13 protein-coding genes and 3 pseudogenes are annotated in these 16,082 nt (G+C 38.0%); all 16 read left to right on the forward strand.

What is annotated here, in order from left to right; all coding sequences use genetic code 11:
* The first annotated feature begins 101 nt into the window (after positions 1-101).
* Complete coding sequence (locus F7O84_RS17065) at positions 102-989, forward strand: carbohydrate ABC transporter permease (RefSeq protein ID WP_151148032.1); 888 nt, start codon at positions 102-104, stop codon at positions 987-989.
* The gene (locus F7O84_RS17070) at positions 990-1,835 is read left to right on the forward strand and encodes a carbohydrate ABC transporter permease (RefSeq protein WP_151148035.1); all 846 of its coding nucleotides are present in this window, start codon (positions 990-992) and stop codon (positions 1,833-1,835) included. It begins immediately after the preceding gene.
* Positions 1,836-1,960: 125 nt separating this feature from the next.
* The gene (gene arfA, locus F7O84_RS17075; protein WP_243140926.1) at positions 1,961-3,478 is read left to right on the forward strand and encodes an arabinosylfuranosidase ArfA; all 1,518 of its coding nucleotides are present in this window, start codon (positions 1,961-1,963) and stop codon (positions 3,476-3,478) included.
* Between the two features lie 503 nt (positions 3,479-3,981).
* Complete coding sequence (locus F7O84_RS17080; RefSeq protein WP_151148038.1) at positions 3,982-6,075, forward strand: NAD(P)/FAD-dependent oxidoreductase; 2,094 nt, start codon at positions 3,982-3,984, stop codon at positions 6,073-6,075.
* On the forward strand, positions 6,068-7,042 hold the full coding sequence (locus tag F7O84_RS17085) for a polyprenyl synthetase family protein (RefSeq protein ID WP_151148042.1): 975 nt from the start codon (positions 6,068-6,070) through the stop codon (positions 7,040-7,042). The genes F7O84_RS17080 and F7O84_RS17085 overlap by 8 nt, the downstream gene beginning before the upstream one ends.
* A gap of 51 nt (positions 7,043-7,093) precedes the next feature.
* On the forward strand, positions 7,094-7,993 hold the full coding sequence (locus tag F7O84_RS17090) for a UbiA family prenyltransferase (RefSeq protein WP_151148044.1): 900 nt from the start codon (positions 7,094-7,096) through the stop codon (positions 7,991-7,993).
* A 113-nt stretch (positions 7,994-8,106) separates the two neighbouring features.
* Positions 8,107-9,225 (forward strand): hypothetical protein, encoded by a 1,119-nt coding sequence (locus tag F7O84_RS17095; RefSeq protein WP_151148047.1) that lies wholly within the window; start codon positions 8,107-8,109, stop codon positions 9,223-9,225.
* A 141-nt stretch (positions 9,226-9,366) separates the two neighbouring features.
* A complete protein-coding gene (locus tag F7O84_RS17100) occupies positions 9,367-10,431 on the forward strand; it encodes an FAD:protein FMN transferase (RefSeq protein WP_151148050.1) in 1,065 nt (354 codons plus the stop codon).
* Between the two features lie 47 nt (positions 10,432-10,478).
* Positions 10,479-10,991: a Gx transporter family protein gene (locus tag F7O84_RS17105; RefSeq protein ID WP_151148052.1), complete on the forward strand. Its 513-nt coding sequence runs from the start codon at positions 10,479-10,481 to the stop codon at positions 10,989-10,991.
* Between the two features lie 319 nt (positions 10,992-11,310).
* Positions 11,311-11,730, forward strand: a complete 420-nt coding sequence (locus F7O84_RS19070) for a hypothetical protein (protein WP_192451811.1) — start codon at positions 11,311-11,313, stop codon at positions 11,728-11,730.
* Positions 11,731-11,816: 86 nt separating this feature from the next.
* Positions 11,817-13,310, forward strand: coding sequence for a ParB/RepB/Spo0J family partition protein (locus tag F7O84_RS17115; RefSeq protein ID WP_151148054.1), 1,494 nt, complete (start codon positions 11,817-11,819; stop codon positions 13,308-13,310).
* Positions 13,288-14,733 (forward strand): annotated as a pseudogene (locus F7O84_RS17120) (VirD4-like conjugal transfer protein, CD1115 family); the annotation flags it as partial. The gene F7O84_RS17115 and the pseudogene F7O84_RS17120, both read left to right, overlap by 23 nt.
* Positions 14,734-14,822: 89 nt before the next feature.
* A complete protein-coding gene (locus tag F7O84_RS17125; RefSeq protein ID WP_151148057.1) occupies positions 14,823-15,035 on the forward strand; it encodes a Maff2 family mobile element protein in 213 nt (70 codons plus the stop codon).
* An 11-nt stretch (positions 15,036-15,046) separates the two neighbouring features.
* A pseudogene (locus F7O84_RS19670) lies at positions 15,047-15,196 on the forward strand (VirB6/TrbL-like conjugal transfer protein, CD1112 family); the annotation flags it as partial.
* An 81-nt stretch (positions 15,197-15,277) separates the two neighbouring features.
* Positions 15,278-15,571 (forward strand): transposase, encoded by a 294-nt coding sequence (locus tag F7O84_RS17130; RefSeq protein WP_151148060.1) that lies wholly within the window; start codon positions 15,278-15,280, stop codon positions 15,569-15,571.
* Positions 15,572-15,729: 158 nt separating this feature from the next.
* Positions 15,730-16,082 (forward strand): annotated as a pseudogene (locus F7O84_RS19075) (IS3-like element ISRgn1 family transposase); the annotation flags it as partial.

Here is a 16,082-nt window from a genome sequence, read left to right on the forward strand (position 1 = left end):
CAAGTCAGAAGTAATGTAAACAATCGTTACCACTTGTTACAGTTTGGTATGACCAAACTGTAACAAGCTTTTTATGAAAGCCATGAAAGGAGTCTAAGAGCATGTTAAAAAAGTTTTTTTACTCACAAAAGATTGCTCCTTATGTATTTATATTACCATTTGTTATCACGGTATTATTATTTTGGGTTGCACCAATTAGTAATGGCGTTTTATTAAGTTTTCAGGATGTATTAAAGGATGAATGGGTTGGAACTAAAAATTATAGTAGACTTTTAAGCGATAAAAATTTTTTTAAAGCAATTTTTAACAGTGTGAAATATATGATTGGTACATTAGTACTTTTAATACCTTTTCCTATGTTATTTGCAAGTCTTCTCAATAGTAAATTGATGAAGCGTTCGGGATTATTCAAATCAATTTATTTTCTTCCAGCGCTTACATCTGTCGTAGTAGCTGGTACTATCTTTCGATTGATGTTTGGGGAAGCATCGAGTTCATTGGCTAACCAAGTGATTGGGTTATTTGGTGCCTCACCAATTAAATGGCTAAAAGGAGTTAATACAAGTTACTTTGCATTGCTATTAATTGCCTGCTGGAGATGGACTGGAGTTAATATACTTTATTTTCTGGCTGGACTTCAAAGTATCCCTACGGATTTGTATGAAGCGGCTTCGATTGACGGAGCAAGTAAATGGCAACAATTCAAAAAAATATCCGTACCTTTAATAAAACCAACTACGGTTTATGTGCTAACCATTAGTATTTATGCGGGACTTTCCATGTTTTTGGAAAGCTATATGGTATTTAAAGGAAATAACTCACCAAACAATATTGGATTGACAATTGTGGGTTATTTATATCGACAAGGAATAGAAAAGAGAGCAATGGGCTATGCCTGTGCAGTTGGATTAATACTTTTAGTTGTTGTAATGTTAATTAATTTAGTCCAATTAAAGATTACAGGAACCTTCGATAAGGAGGAAAAGTAAATGAAATCAAAAAAAATTCATGATAGATATGCCACAATCGCCATGACAATACTATTTATAATACTTGCTATTATGATTATCTTGCCAATCTATGCACTTTTTATAGCTAGTTTTAAGCCTGGGGGAGATTTGTTGCAATATGGACTAAATTTGAATTTGAATTTAGAAAGATGGAGTCTTGATAATTACATATTGCTGTTTGCTGGAAAGCACGAATATTGGTTATGGTTTTTAAATAGCATTATTCTTACTGTAATATCAGTACTTTCTACTTTAGCGGTTAGTGCGTTTGTTGGATACGGCTTCGCGGCGTATTCATTTAAAGGCCAAAACGTAATGTTTGTCATTGTGTTAATTATTTTATCCATTCCGCTTGAAGTAGTCATGCTTCCATTGTATAAACAAATGTCTACCTGGGGACTAATGGATAACTATCTATCTGTTATTCTTCCATTTATGGCAAATGCGAGTACTATTTTTTTCTTTCGTCAATACTTACTTGGAATTCCAAAGTCTCTTTTGGAGGCTGGAAGAATTGATGGTGCAACGGAGTATGGAATCTTTTTTCGTTTGGTTGTGCCGATTATGAAACCAGCGTTTGCTGCTATGGCTATTTTAAATGGAATGAGTGCTTGGAATAATTATCTATGGCCACTTTTGGTAATTCGCTCTTCAAGCAAATATACTCTAACGCTGGGGTTGAATACACTTATTAATCCTTATGGAGATAACTATAGCTTATTGATTGTTGGTTCCTTCTTCTCTATCATACCAATCTTTATACTTTTTGTTTGTTTCCAAAAATATTTTATTGAAGGAATGACAGCAGGAGCAGTAAAAGGTTAAAGTATAATAATGTAAAGCAAACTTATTATTATAACTTTACATAAAGTAAAAAACATGCTATAAATAAGTAAAGTATTTTAGAATAAACTAAAACAGATAAGGAAGTACAGCAAAGGAGAAGAAAAATGGCAGAAAAAAAGGCAAAAATGATAATTGATAAAGACTTTTCGATTGCTTCGATTGATAAGAGAATCTATGGTTCTTTTATCGAGCATTTGGGGCGCGCAGTTTATGATGGGATTTATTGTCCAGAGCATGAAAGTGCCAATGAATTTGGATTTCGAACGGATATCATTGAATTAGTAAAAGAATTAAATGTACCAATTATTCGTTACCCAGGAGGAAATTTTGTCTCTAACTTTTACTGGGAAGATAGTGTTGGTCCTGTAAATGAGAGGCCAAAACGTTTGGAGCTTGCATGGAGAAGTCTAGAGGAGAACAAAGTTGGTTTAAATGAATTCGCGAAATGGGCAAAAGATGCAAATTCAGAGGTTATGATGGCAATTAACCTTGGTACAAGAGGAGTTTCAGATGCTTGCAATCTTTTAGAGTATTGTAATCATAAAAGTGGAACCTACTACAGCGACCTACGTATGAAACATGGCGTAAAAGAACCACATCGCATCAAGACGTGGTGTCTTGGCAATGAAATGGATGGACCTTGGCAGATTGGACACAAGACAATGAAGGAATATGGACGTCTAGCAGAAGAGACAGCAAGAGCAATGAAGCTGATTGATCCAGAGATTGAGTTGGTATCTTGCGGAAGCTCTTCTCTACAGATGCCAACATTTCCAAAGTGGGAGTCCACCACCCTTGAACATACTTATGAACATGTGGACTATATTTCTTTACATCAGTACTATGGTAATCAAGAAAATGACGCGGCTGACTTTTTGGCAAAATCAGATGACATGGACAAATTTATACGTACGGTAATTGCTACTTGTGACTATGTAAAAGCAAAAAAACGTGGTAAAAAAGATATCAATCTTAGTTTTGATGAGTGGAATGTATGGTATCACTCAAATGCCGCAGATGATGATATTACGAAGAATCATCCGTGGCAAGTGGCTCCACCGATGCTTGAAGATATTTATACGTTTGAAGATGCACTTTTGGTTGGTTTAATGCTAATTACATTAATAAAACATGCAGATCGTGTAAAGATGGCTTGCCTTGCACAGCTTGTTAACGTAATTGCGCCAATTATGACGGATGCAAACGGAGGGGGCGCATGGAAGCAGACGATATATTATCCGTTTATGCATGCTTCCAAATATGGACGAGGAACCGCTCTTTTACCAGTAATTAATACTCCTAAGCATGATACAGCAACGCATGAGGATGTAACAGATATTGAATCGGTTGCTGTGTATAACGAAGAAAAAGAAGAAGTAACCATTTTTGCAGTGAATCGAAACATCCATGAAGATATCCAATTAGTAACAGATGTTAGAAGCTTTGAAGGCTATCGTGTTGCAGAACATATTGTTTTAGAAAATGAAGATTTAAAATGTGCCAATGGTTTTGCCAATGAAAAGGTATTTCCTGTTTCAACAAGTCAATCCACGTTGGATCAAGGTACGTTAAACAGTTTGCTTCACAAAGCATCTTGGAATGTAATACGTTTAGTAAAATAAAAAGGACGGGTACTCGAATTAGGGAGTGCCCGTTTTCTATATACCTTTGACAGGTCTTTCACAAATATATTTTTTTTAACAAAGTAATTGGCCGATCAAACGCTTTGGATATATTTTTGTATAAAATATTTTTTTGCAAAAACATCAAGTGTATTTTGACGAAAAATGGTGAGAATAGAAAATAGATTTTATATATAAGTTCTTGTTTTTTTAAAGTTAGAAAAATATTTTTTACTATCTTTTTTATACTATTACACTTAAAAGTGCCTACTTGATTATTTGCGCTATATTTGTTAATATTAGGTGCAAAAAACATACAAGATTGCTAGGATTTAATGTTAATATTTTGACAAAATAAATCTTATTTATTTAAATTGTTACAGATATGGCAAACAAATGTACTGTGCACTAACATACCATACGGATAAAACAAGTACTTTACGACCGTGTGGCACAAAGAGTCAAACGACCTTTGTATTTTACAAATTTTAAGGAGAAGAAATATGGAAAAAAAGATCGTTATTGTTGGAGCTGGTTATGCTGGTATTCTAACAGCTAAAAAATTAGCAAAAAGATTGAAAAAATACGATGATGTTAGCATTACCATCATTGATAAAAATCCATTTCATACCATGTTAACTGAACTTCATGAAGTGGCAGCAAACCGTGTAGACGAAGATAGTATTAAGATCAGCCTTAAAAAGGTATTTGCAGGAAGAAAAGTAGATGTTAAGTTAGATACTGTAACTTCTATTGATTTTGAAAAGAAAACAGTAAAAGGACAGTTATCATCTTATCCGTATGACTACATAGTACTTGCGGCTGGCTCTAAACCAACGTTTTATGGTACGCCTGGTGCAGAAGAGTTTACTTATAAGCTTTGGTCATATGATGATGCTATTATTTTAAAAGAACGTATTTTAAATATGTTTCGTGAAGCTACATGTGAAACCAATCCAGAGATTAGAAGAAGACTTTTAACTTTCTATGTAGTAGGGGCAGGTTTTACTGGTGTAGAAATGATTGGTGAATTAGCAGAATATGTTCCGTTTCTTTGTGAAAAATTTGAAATTGCAAGAAACGAAGTGACATTAGTAAATGTAGATGGTCTTAGTAGACCAATTCCAAACATGCCAGAGAAGTTATCTGCAAAGGTAACAAGACGTCTGGAAAAAATGGGTGTAAAGCTTTCTCTAAATACTTTTGTATCCAGTGTTGGCGAAGACTATATTGAACTTAAAAAGAATGATAAATTAGAACGACATACTGCAGGAACTGTAATATGGGCGGCAGGAATTCAATGTTGTGATATTACTGCAGAAGCAGGAAAGTCTTTGGAAGCACAACGTGGTGGAAGAATCCAAGTAGATGAATTCTTAAAATCAACAAAGGGTGAAAATGTTTATGTAATTGGCGATAATATGTTTTACATAGCAGAAGGTGAGGAATGTCCAGTACCACAGATGGTTGAAAACTGTGAGCAAAGTGCAGAAACAGCAGCTCATAATATTGTTTGTGAAGTGACTGGAAAAGGTGAAAGAAAAGCGTACAAACCTGCTTTCCATGGCGTTATGGTTAGTATCGGTGGACGTTATGCAGTAGCTCATGTTGGACTACCAAATCGTTTCTTTAGTTTACCTTCCTTCTTAGCAATGTTTGCAAAGCACTTTATCAATATCGTTTATTTTGTTCAGGTGTTAGGTTGGAACAAAGTATTTAGTTATATTAAACATGAATTTTTTACAATACGTAATTGTAGAAGTTTTGTTGGAGGACACTTCTCAAACCGTACACCAAGTTTCTTATTGGCACCTTTAAGAGTTTGGCTAGGTGCTGTTTGGGTGTTTGAAGGAGTTATGAAGGTAGTTGAGGGGTGGTTTGTTAACCCGATGCTAACTGGTTTCTTTGGAGGAGCGAACAGTTGGTATAATAGCATATTAAATCCAACAGCAGGAGCAGCAGATGCTGTATCAGCAGCAACAGGTGCGGCAACACAAGCAGCAGATGCTGTATCAGCAGCAACAGGCGTAGCAGCACAGGCAGCAGACGCTGTATCAGCAGCAACAGGCGTAGCAGCACAGGCAGCAGACGCTGTATCAGCAGCAACGGGCGTAGCAGAAGCAGCAGGTGGGGCAGCTAGTGCAGTTGGGCAAGTATTGATGAATTTTGATATATTAGGCTTAGTGAAAGTGATTTTTGTAACTGGAAAAGACTTGGCAACTTCTTCTATCAGTGATTATGCATTTAAACTTGATATTCCTGTTATGAATTGGTTCCTAGATAAATTTATTTTACCAAATGATGGTGTTCAAATTGCTATGCAAATATTTATTGTTATAGCAGAAATTTTAATCGGACTTGCATTAATGGGTGGTCTATTTACTTCACCAGCAGCAGCATTTTCACTTGTTTTACAATTTATGTTTGTATGCACAACAGGATTATATCTTGGTACATTCTGGATGATATTTGCGGGAATTGCCGTTTTAATTGGAGCAGGAAGAACACTAGGTTTAGATTATTATGCTATGCCAGCATTAAAGAAGGCATGGAAAAAACTACCATTGATTAGAAGGTTGTATATTTACAATGATTAATAAGATTACTTTGGATGAAAATATAGAAATGCTTAGTTATGAGGAAGCCATAAGTCTTGTAAAACAAGAGGTTGAGCGTGCTTTGGTAAAATCTCCACATTTAATTCGAGATTATTTAAAGCATTTGGCTTCCTCGCAAGGGAAATACATTAGAGCAGTTTCAGTCATTGTTGCGGCGTTGGATGACGAAGGAAAAGTTCATCCTGATGCAATCAAGGCAGCAGGTGCAATTGAAATCATTCACCTTGCCTCCTTGGTGCACGATGATATCATTGATAATGCAGATTTACGTAGAGGAAAATTAACGCTGCAAAAGAAGTATGGAAAAAGAACTGCGGTTATTTGTGGAGACTATCTTCTTAGTCTGGCACTAAAAATGGTTTCTGAGACTTCAGACAAAAAAAGATATTCGCAGCTTGACCTTCCAGACTACATTAGCAGACTCTGCCTTGGTGAATTAGAACAACATATAAATAATTACAACCTTAACTTATCCATTTATCAGTATTTAAAAATTATATCAGGAAAGACCGCTGCATTATTTGAAGCATCCTTTTTTGCAGGAGCAATGGTTTTAAATGTTAGTGAAGAGCAACTAAGAAAATACAGGCAGATTGGATATTATATCGGAATGATTTTTCAATTATCTGATGATTGTATCGATTTTGACACGACCAAAGAGGTGGCCAATAAGCCAGTTCAATCTGATTACGAACAAGGAGTTATTACGCTTCCATTGATTCATGCTTTTAAAAACTTAAATCATTTCAAGAAAAAAGCGGTTGATGAACAAGTAACACGTGAAGAAATCAATCAGGCGGTTATGAAAACAGGCGGTCTTGATTTTACACAAGGATTGATTAAAAAGTATTATAACAAATCCATAAAACGTCTTGACGAATTGATGATCACAGATGATAAAAAGGAAAAGATTTTATTGATATTAAACAAGGCATCACGAATTTAGTTAATGTTGTTAAGACTTTTGAATTTGTCTTAGTATAAGACGGAGGAAATTTTGATAAAGAAGTTTTTAAACTATGTAGAAATTAGAACAAAGATCACAAGTACATTTACCTTTGCAATGACCATTGGATTTTTGTTATATCAAAAACAAAAGATAAATTGGATCGCTAGTATTATTTTCTTTTTATCTATGTTTTTATTTGATTTAACAACGACTGCAATTAATAATTATATTGATTCAAAAGAAAATGACCAAATTCTTGATTTTGAGAGAAAAAAATCACTTTATATTATATATGCATTGTTTATAATAAGCGTAGTGCTTGGTTTATATTTGGTATCTTTAACAGATATAGTTATTTTAGCAGCAGGAGGCGCATGCTTTTTATGCGGCGTTTTCTATACATATGGACCAATACCTATATCAAGACAGCCTCTTGGTGAATTGTTTTCAGGTTTTTTCTACGGTGTAATGATACCATTTATATTAATGTATATTAATACACCAGCTGGCACATTTTTATCTTATCAGATAAGCTTTGAATCTATCCGTTTAGAGTTTCAAATCATACCTATTCTTCAATTACTTTTATTTGCAATTACACCATTTTGTGTTACTGCTAATATTATGCTTGCGAATAATATTTGTGATTTGGAAAAGGATATTAAAGTACGTCGATTTACGTTGCCTTATTATATCGGGGAAAAAGCATTGCCTTTATTTGCAGGCCTGTATTACACAACCTATGTTGCAACAATTGGTATGGTTATTTTAAAAATATTATCACCGATATGTCTGATTTCTATCATTTCAATTATATTGGTGCAAAAAAATATAAATCAGTTTAAAAAGGAGCAAGATAAAACAAAAACATTTATTTGCTCCATCAAAAATTTTATACTAATCATGGGAATTAATACATTAGTCATATTCTTAAGTTTATTCTTCTAATCCATTGGATTAGATTGAAATAAAAATAAAATAATTAAGGAACATAAGACCTAAGGGGAGTGTAAGACACACCTGGTCTTTAGACCGCTAGCGCGGTGGAATGGAGGTAATTTATGAAAAAGGTAGCATCATTATTACTTAGCTCAGTATTAGTAGTTTCTTTACTTGCTGGATGTGGAAGTAAAAAAGCAGAGGAACCATCTACAACTGATCAATCAGCAACTAAGACAGAAGAAGCTGCAACAGACACAAAGGAAACAGAAACAGCAACTGACGAAACAACAACTGAAACAGCAACAGAAGGTACTGGAGCAAAAACTGGTATCGCAATTAATACTTCAATTGAGAAATCAACAGCAGCAGGTGCTGAAGATGGTCTTGCTCAAATTGACTCTACTGTTGTAGCAGTATTAGTTGATGCAGATGGTAAAATCTTAGATTGTAAAATCGATGCAGCTCAAACAAAAATTAATTTTTCAGCAGAAGGTAAAATCACAACTGATTTAGCTTCAGAAATTAAATCAAAACAGGAACTTGGCGCTGACTATGGTATGGCAAAAGCTTCTTCAATCCAAAAAGAATGGAATGAACAAGCTAATGCATTTGCAGCTTATGTAGTTGGTAAAACTGTAGATGAAGTAAAAGGTATTGCAGTAAATGACGAAGGTGTTGCAACAGACGCTGATTTAGCAGCTTCTGTAACCATTAAACTTGGTGGCTATATTGCTACAATTGAAAAAGCAGTTGCTAACGCAAAAGAGCTTGGTGCATCAAATGAAGATAAGTTAGGCCTTGGTGTAAATACTACAATTAATAAATCAACAGATGCAACTGCAGAAGCTGAAGGATTGGCTCAGGCTTATTCTTTCTATGAAGCAGTGACTGTAGATGCAAGTGGAAAAATTACAAGTGCAGTTGTTGACTCAACTCAAGGAAATGTAAACTTTGATACAAAAGGTGCCATTACTTCTGACTTAACAGCAGCAGTTCAAACAAAACAAGAGTTAAAAGAAAACTATGGTATGAAAAAAGCTTCTGCTATTGGTAAAGAGTGGTATGAACAAGCAGATGCATTTGCTGCTTATGTAACAGGAAAAACTATAGATGAAGTAAAAGGTATCACAGTTAATGCTGAAGGTTATGCAGAAGATGCAGATTTAACAAGTTCAGTAACAGTACACATTGGACCATTTATCACTGTTACAGAAAAAGCTGTTGCTAGTGCAAAATAATAGAACACAATAACATATATAGTAAGAAATAGGTTCTATTTCTAGCACCCACAAGTGGGGATGCATTTCATTTCCTAAAATGATGCATCCCCATCTTAATTCTAGTAGGTTGCTCTACAAGCTAGATAGAATTTATTAGAGGTGAAGGTTTTGACAAAACGTGTATTAAGTGTCCTTTTAGTATTGGTTATGTTATGCAATGTTACAGGATGTGCAAATAGCAGACAAACACGCTATGAAGCCAGTTTTTTAGAATTATTTGATACTGTGACCAAGATAGTAGGATATGCAAAAAATAAAGAAGAGTTTACTGAATATACACAGCTTATCTATGATGAGTTAAAAGTGTACCACGAATTATATGATATCTATCATGATTATGATGGAATTAATAATATAAAGACTATCAATGACAACGCTGGTATTAAGCCAGTCAAAGTAGACCAAAAGATAATTGATTTGATCAAGTTGTCGAAAGAGGCCTATGAGCTCACAGAGGGTAAAATGAATATTGCCTTAGGAGCTGTGTTAACGTTGTGGCATGACTATAGGGAGAGAGGGACACAAGATCCAGAAAATGCAGCGCTTCCGCCAATGGAGGAACTAAAAGAACGAGCAGAGCATACCAATATTGAGGATGTCATTTTGAATGAAGAAGAATCAACAGTATTCTTAAAAGATCCTAAGATGAGTCTGGATGTTGGGTCTGTAGGAAAAGGGTATGCAACAGAACAAGTTAGTAAGACTTTGAAAGAAAGAGGCTATTTACATGTTATGCTGTCTGTTGGAGGTAATCTAAAAGCAATTGGAACAAAACTAACAGATAATAATAAGGAAATACCGTGGAGCGCAGGAGTTCAAAATCCTGATATGGAAAGTGAAAATACCAATCTTTATATACTAAACCTAGAAGATTACAGTCTTGTCACAAGTGGAGTCTATCAAAGATACTATACTGTAGATGGAAAGCAATATCATCATATTATAGATCCTAATACCCTAATGCCTTCGGATTATTTTCTGTCAGTATCGATTGTGTGCAAGGATTCAGGAATGGCGGACGTACTAACAACAGCCTTATTTAATATGTCTTATGAAGATGGATTAAAATTTATTGAGAAATTTGATGAAACACAAGCCTTATGGGTATTTAAAGACGGTTCAATAGAGTATACGGCTGGATTTGAACATATGATTAAGAAGTAAGGCAGAAGAAAAGGTTAAATAAAACCTACGGATAATATGTAGTTAGAATGGATGGAGCAACAATGAAAGCAAAACGAATTGCAGTATACGGTATGCTGATAGCATTAGCCTTTATATTAAGTTATATTGAAAGTATGATTCCGATTCCAATACCAATCCCAGGAGTTAAGATTGGTTTGGCAAATCTAGTTGTTCTTGCAGGATTATACACGATGGGAGCAAAAGAAGCATTTGTATTATCCATGATTCGTATCATTTTAGTTGGATTTACATTTGGTAATTTATCTACTATGATGTTTAGCTTTGCAGGTGGAATATTAAGCTGGATATTGATGGCGTCTTTTTGCAAATCTAAAAAATTTAGTATAAGTGGAGTAAGTATAATAGGTGGGGTGTCTCATAATGTTGGACAAATACTAGCAGCCATGTGGGTAGTCGATAGTTCAGCACTTTTATATTATCTTCCATTTCTACTAGTATCAGGAGCAGCAATGGGAATTATAATTGGATTGGTTGGCTCCATTCTGATAAAACGAATTAAGAATGCACATATAGAATAGCAAAGAAAGTTTGAAAATACGATATTGTATAGATATCGTATTTTATTATTGAGATATTTGAATTAAAAATGAAAAAAATAAAACATAATAATTGCGTTGACAATACCATATAATGTCAGTTATTTGCCATTATTTACGGACTTAGTTAGGGCTATACTTATATAATAAGCGTAAGCTTACAAAAGCATAAACCTCCTAAAACTTTGATGAATTGTGCATGCAAAAGGTAACGCTTAGTATATGCCAATCATACTATATATCAGAATAATTTTAGTTATTTTTAATATTATTCTAGAAGTTTTAAACAAAGGGGTTAAACATGAAGAATTTTAATAACGACAAAGATATGACTCAACAAAGTTGTTTTAATGGTTGTAATTCAGGTTGTGATTCTTCAGGCTGGAGACCTGGTTCTGCGGGACCAACAGGACCAAGAGGATGCCAAGGTCCGACAGGCCCACGTGGCCCACAAGGTCCACAAGGCCCACAAGGTCCAACAGGTCCACGTGGTTTGCAAGGGCCACAAGGTCCACAAGGTCCACAAGGTCTGCAAGGTCCATTAGGGCCACAAGGTCCAGTAGCACCGTATATAATAGGAAACTACAAAATAGCCCGTTATAAGGGCAAAAAAATAAAATATGAGCTATCACATTACACAGGATACCGCCCTATTGGACAAGATGGGCGGTATTTTTGTGTCTGGATAGCGGAACTTCGGGTCAAGTTGGCCCGAAGTTGAAAGGAGGGATTGCAAATATCCCGTTGGGCTTGATTGAAAGATCAGGTCCTTTTTTGATGCCATAAAACAGACAAGGAGGAAAACGCATGGCAAAAAATGAGCCAAATAAGCCGGAGGAAGCGAAAACTGCCCCGGCACAGGAAACCACAGCAGGAGAAAAAAGCACTCCCGCACCCATGCCGGAGATTGACGGCGAAGCTCCTGCCCTAGAAAAGACTGCCGAAGAAACAGCGGCACTTCCCCATGAGAATGGAGCCACCCCGGATAAAACCGATACGGACAGGCCGGAAGAACCTAACCTCATTGGCATTCCTGCCCCCGGTGATGTGGTGGTTTCCTTTGACAAAATCAATGAGATTGTTTCCGGGAAACAGGCGGCAGTAAAGGAAGCGGAGCAGATCGCCCCCGAAAAACAGGACGTGGAAAAATCAGTGCCCGTCGGAAAAAAGGCAGAGCCAGAGAAACCCGGTACGGATAAGGGAACGGAAAACGAGCCAAAAACGGCTGACAGCAAGCCCAAATCCCACCTGCAAAAAACCACTGAAAAAGCAGACAAAAAGCCCTCTCGCCCTGCCAAACAGGAAAAAACCCAAAAGGCTGTAAAACCCGAAAAGCCGGATAAACCGAAACAAGCCGCAGAAATTGGCGGCAGGGCTTCTGATTCCCCGCAAGCTACGGAACAGGCACAGCAGAAAACGCCTCCCTCTGCTCCGGAACTGCCGCCCGAACCGAAGGAAACACCCCGCCCCGGCGAACAAGAGCAGATTGTTTATCTGAACCTTTCCGAGCTTCACGCTTTCAAAGACCACCCGTTCCAAGTCCGCAATGACGAGGAAATGCGGGCTATGGTGGAGAGCGTCAAGGACAAGGGCGTTACCCAGCCTGCCATTGTCAGACCCCGTGAGGATGGCGGGTATGAAATCGTATCGGGCCACCGCCGCCAGAAAGCCAGCGAATTAGCGGGATTTGCGGATATGCCTTGTATTGTCCGTAACATGACGGACGAACAGGCTATCACACAGATGGTGGAGGACAACACCAACCAGCGTGAAAATATCCTTCCCAGCGAACGCGCCAAAGCCTTAAAAATGCAGTTGGAGGCCATCAAGCGGCAAGGAGCGCGTGAGGATTTGACTTCGGGACAAAATGGCCCGAAGTCGGAAAAGGGACAACGTTCCAATGAGGTTGTTGCCGAGCGCAACAAAATGACGGTCAAGCAAGTTCAGCGGTATATCAAGCTGAATGAACTTGTTCCCGACCTTATGAAGATGGTGGACGAAAAGAAAATTGCGTTTACTCCCGCTGTGGAGTTGGCCTTTATCAAGCCAAAAAATCAGAGGTATATCGCTATCGCCATTGAAGGTCAGCAGTCCTCTCCCTCTCTGTCACAAGCGCAGCGCATGAGGGAGCTTGACGGAAAAGGCATGTTAAATGCCGATGTGATTGACGGTATTATGTTAGAAGAAAAAAAGGAGGCAGACAAAGTGATTATTTCAAGTCAGGAATTAAGCCAGTATTTCGGCAAGGAGAAAACCCCGCGCGAAATGAAGGATAAATCCCGCCAATGCCCGAAATCTTAACTGCTGTATCATTGGTTCGTCCGGCTCCGGCAAAACAAGGTTCTGGCTTACCCCGCAACTGCTTCAAGCACATTCGTCATACCTGTGCGTAGACCCAAAAGGCAGTATCTTGGGGCAGGTTGGCTCATTCCTACAAAAGCAGGGATATAAAATCAAGGTGTTTAACAGCATAGATTTTTCAAAATCTATGCACTATAACCCGCTGGCCTACATCAAGACGGAAAGCGATATTCTAAAGTTTGTCAATGCCCTGATTGAGAATACAAAGGGCGACGGCAAGGAGGGCGACCCGTTCTGGACGAAAGCGGAAACGCTTTTGTGCTGCGCTTTAATCGGGTATATCGTCTTTGAGGGGCCGGAGGAAGAACGCAATATCAATACCCTTGTGGATATGCTCAACAGCATGGAAACACGGGAAGATGATGAAAACTTCAAGAACGCTGTAGACTATATGTTCATGGGCTTGGAGAAGCGGAACCCCAATCATTTTGCGGTACGGCAGTACAAAAAATACAAGCTCGCCAGCGGCAAAACTTCCAAAAGTATCCTGATTTCCTGCGGAGCCAGATTGGCTCCGTTTGATATTGGGCAGCTTCGGGAGATTATGAGCTATGACGAGATGGAGCTTGACCGCATGGGCGATAGGAAAACCGCGACATTCTTCATCATCAGCGACACCGACACAACGTACAACTTTATTGTTGCCCTCGCCTTTTCACAGATGTTCAATCTTTTGTGTGAACGGGCCGACAACAAACACGGTGGCAGACTGCCCCATCATGTGCGCGTCCTTTGGGACGAGGCCGCGAACACGGGACAGGTTCCACAGCTCGAAAAACTCTGTGCAGTCATTCGCTCGCGTGAAATTTCCCTCTGTCTGTTTTTGCAGGCACAGAGCCAGTTAAAAGCCCTGTATAAAGACCATGCGGAAACCATTATGGGAAATATGGATTCGGTCATTTTCTTGGGAGGCCGGGAACATAGCACCATCAAGGAGCTTTCGGAGGTTTTGGGGAAAGAAACCATTTCCATGCAGACAGAAAGCCGGACGCGGGGCCAATCGGAAAGCTATGGGCAAAACCTGCAACGGCTTGGGAAAGAACTTATGACAATGGACGAATTGACTACCATGCCCGGCGATAAGTGCATTTTACAGCTTCGGGGCTTGCGTCCGTTTCTTTCCCCCAAATATGACTTAAAAAAGCACCCCAATTACAGGCATACCGCCGAAGCCGACAAGCGCAACGCTTTTGATGCTTCAAGGCTGGTAAACCGCCGCATAAAGAAGCTCAATCCCAATGAGCAGTATACCGTTTATGAAGTAGACGCTGACGAGGAAGCCGCCGCCATAGACGAGAACAATTCCAATAACATGGATATTCTCAACTATGATGATGTGGACGACCCGGAAGCGTTTGCATAACTTCGGGCCAACTTGACCCGAAGTCCCGCCGCCAGAAAGGGCGGTTTTTTTGTATCCAAAAATAAAACGAAAAAATGGAGGTAATTTCTATGCAATTCTTTACAAGTGCAGTTAGTACCCTACAAACCCTTGTTGTAGCTCTTGGCGCTGGCCTTGCCGTATGGGGCGTTATCAACCTTTTGGAAGGTTATGGCTCCGACAATCCCGGTGCGAAATCACAGGGCATTAAACAGCTCATGGCTGGGGGCGGTGTTATCCTTTTGGGGACGACCCTGGTTCCGCTGCTGTCCGGCTTGTTTTAAGGTAAGACGATATGGATTTTCTCACCGACTGGATTAACGAATGGATAAAAGGCTTGCTGGTTGACGGTATCATGGGCAATTTGAGCGGGCTTTTCGAGAACGTGAACGACCAGATCGGAGAGATTGCAACACAGGTGGGAACTACTCCGGGGAATTGGAACCCCTGAGATGCTAAACTAAAGTTGTAACAGTAACACTGATATTTATGATAAAATAATTCATATGAAAGTGAGGCTATTACAATGGCAGGAATCAAAAAAACTTATACCCCAGAGTTTAAGAAAAAAGTAGTGAGATTAGTCCTTGAAGAAGGACGCCAAATGAAAAGCGTAAATCAGGAATACAATTTAGGAGAAGGTAGCTTGCGCAAGTGGATACGCGAGTACAGTGAAGAATGCGAATCAAATCCAGAGTTAAATAATGAGAAAGATTTAATGGCAGAAAATTTAAGACTTCGTAAGGAACTTGCTGAATCCAAAAAGGAAAATGATTTCTTAAAAAAAGCGGCCGCATTCTTCGCAAAGGAACTAGATTAGAACAATACCATTTCATTGATTTCTACCATGAAAATTATGGTGTACGTTGGCTCTTATCGAGATTTAATATAAAGCCAAATGCCTATTATAATTACAAAAAACATAGAAAAGCTGACTATTATAAGAAAAAGGAAGAAATCAAAGCAACCATTGAAGAGATTTATCATGAGTATGCGGGGCGACCAGGATATCGAATGATGCGTATCTTTCTTAATAGAAAATCTATAAGCTTAAGTAATCCAACCGTTCATAAATATATGAATGAGCTTGGACTTAGGTCAATTGTGGTACCCAAAAAACCAAAGTACAAAAAGGGCGATTGCTATAAAAAATTTGATAACCTATTGAATCAAAACTTTAAAGTAGATGAACCCAATAAGATTTGGTGTACGGATTTTACGTATATGTGGAGAGAGGATGGAGCGAAAAGATATAATTGTACTATTATTGATTTATATGATCGTTCACCAGTGGCAACTTTAAATAGTAATCGTATTAATGCAGAATTAGC

Source organism: Candidatus Galacturonatibacter soehngenii, assembly GCF_008830185.1.
Taxonomy (GTDB): domain Bacteria; phylum Bacillota; class Clostridia; order Lachnospirales; family Lachnospiraceae; genus Lachnotalea; species Lachnotalea soehngenii.

Excerpts from the sequence above, each read along its gene's own strand:
- F7O84_RS17065 (WP_151148032.1), top strand. The coding sequence starts at position 102 with ATGTTAAAAAAGTTTTTTTACTCACAAAAGATTGCTCCTTATGTATTT.
- F7O84_RS17070 (WP_151148035.1), top strand. The coding sequence starts at position 990 with ATGAAATCAAAAAAAATTCATGATAGATATGCCACAATCGCCATGACA.
- arfA (WP_243140926.1), top strand. The coding sequence starts at position 1,961 with ATGGCAGAAAAAAAGGCAAAAATGATAATTGATAAAGACTTTTCGATT.
- F7O84_RS17080 (WP_151148038.1), top strand. The coding sequence starts at position 3,982 with ATGGAAAAAAAGATCGTTATTGTTGGAGCTGGTTATGCTGGTATTCTA.
- F7O84_RS17085 (WP_151148042.1), top strand. The coding sequence starts at position 6,068 with ATGATTAATAAGATTACTTTGGATGAAAATATAGAAATGCTTAGTTAT.
- F7O84_RS17095 (WP_151148047.1), top strand. The coding sequence starts at position 8,107 with ATGAAAAAGGTAGCATCATTATTACTTAGCTCAGTATTAGTAGTTTCT.
- F7O84_RS17105 (WP_151148052.1), top strand. The coding sequence starts at position 10,479 with ATGGATGGAGCAACAATGAAAGCAAAACGAATTGCAGTATACGGTATG.
- F7O84_RS19070 (WP_192451811.1), top strand. The coding sequence starts at position 11,311 with ATGAAGAATTTTAATAACGACAAAGATATGACTCAACAAAGTTGTTTT.
- F7O84_RS17115 (WP_151148054.1), top strand. The coding sequence starts at position 11,817 with ATGGCAAAAAATGAGCCAAATAAGCCGGAGGAAGCGAAAACTGCCCCG.
- F7O84_RS17125 (WP_151148057.1), top strand. The coding sequence starts at position 14,823 with ATGCAATTCTTTACAAGTGCAGTTAGTACCCTACAAACCCTTGTTGTA.
- F7O84_RS17130 (WP_151148060.1), top strand. The coding sequence starts at position 15,278 with ATGGCAGGAATCAAAAAAACTTATACCCCAGAGTTTAAGAAAAAAGTA.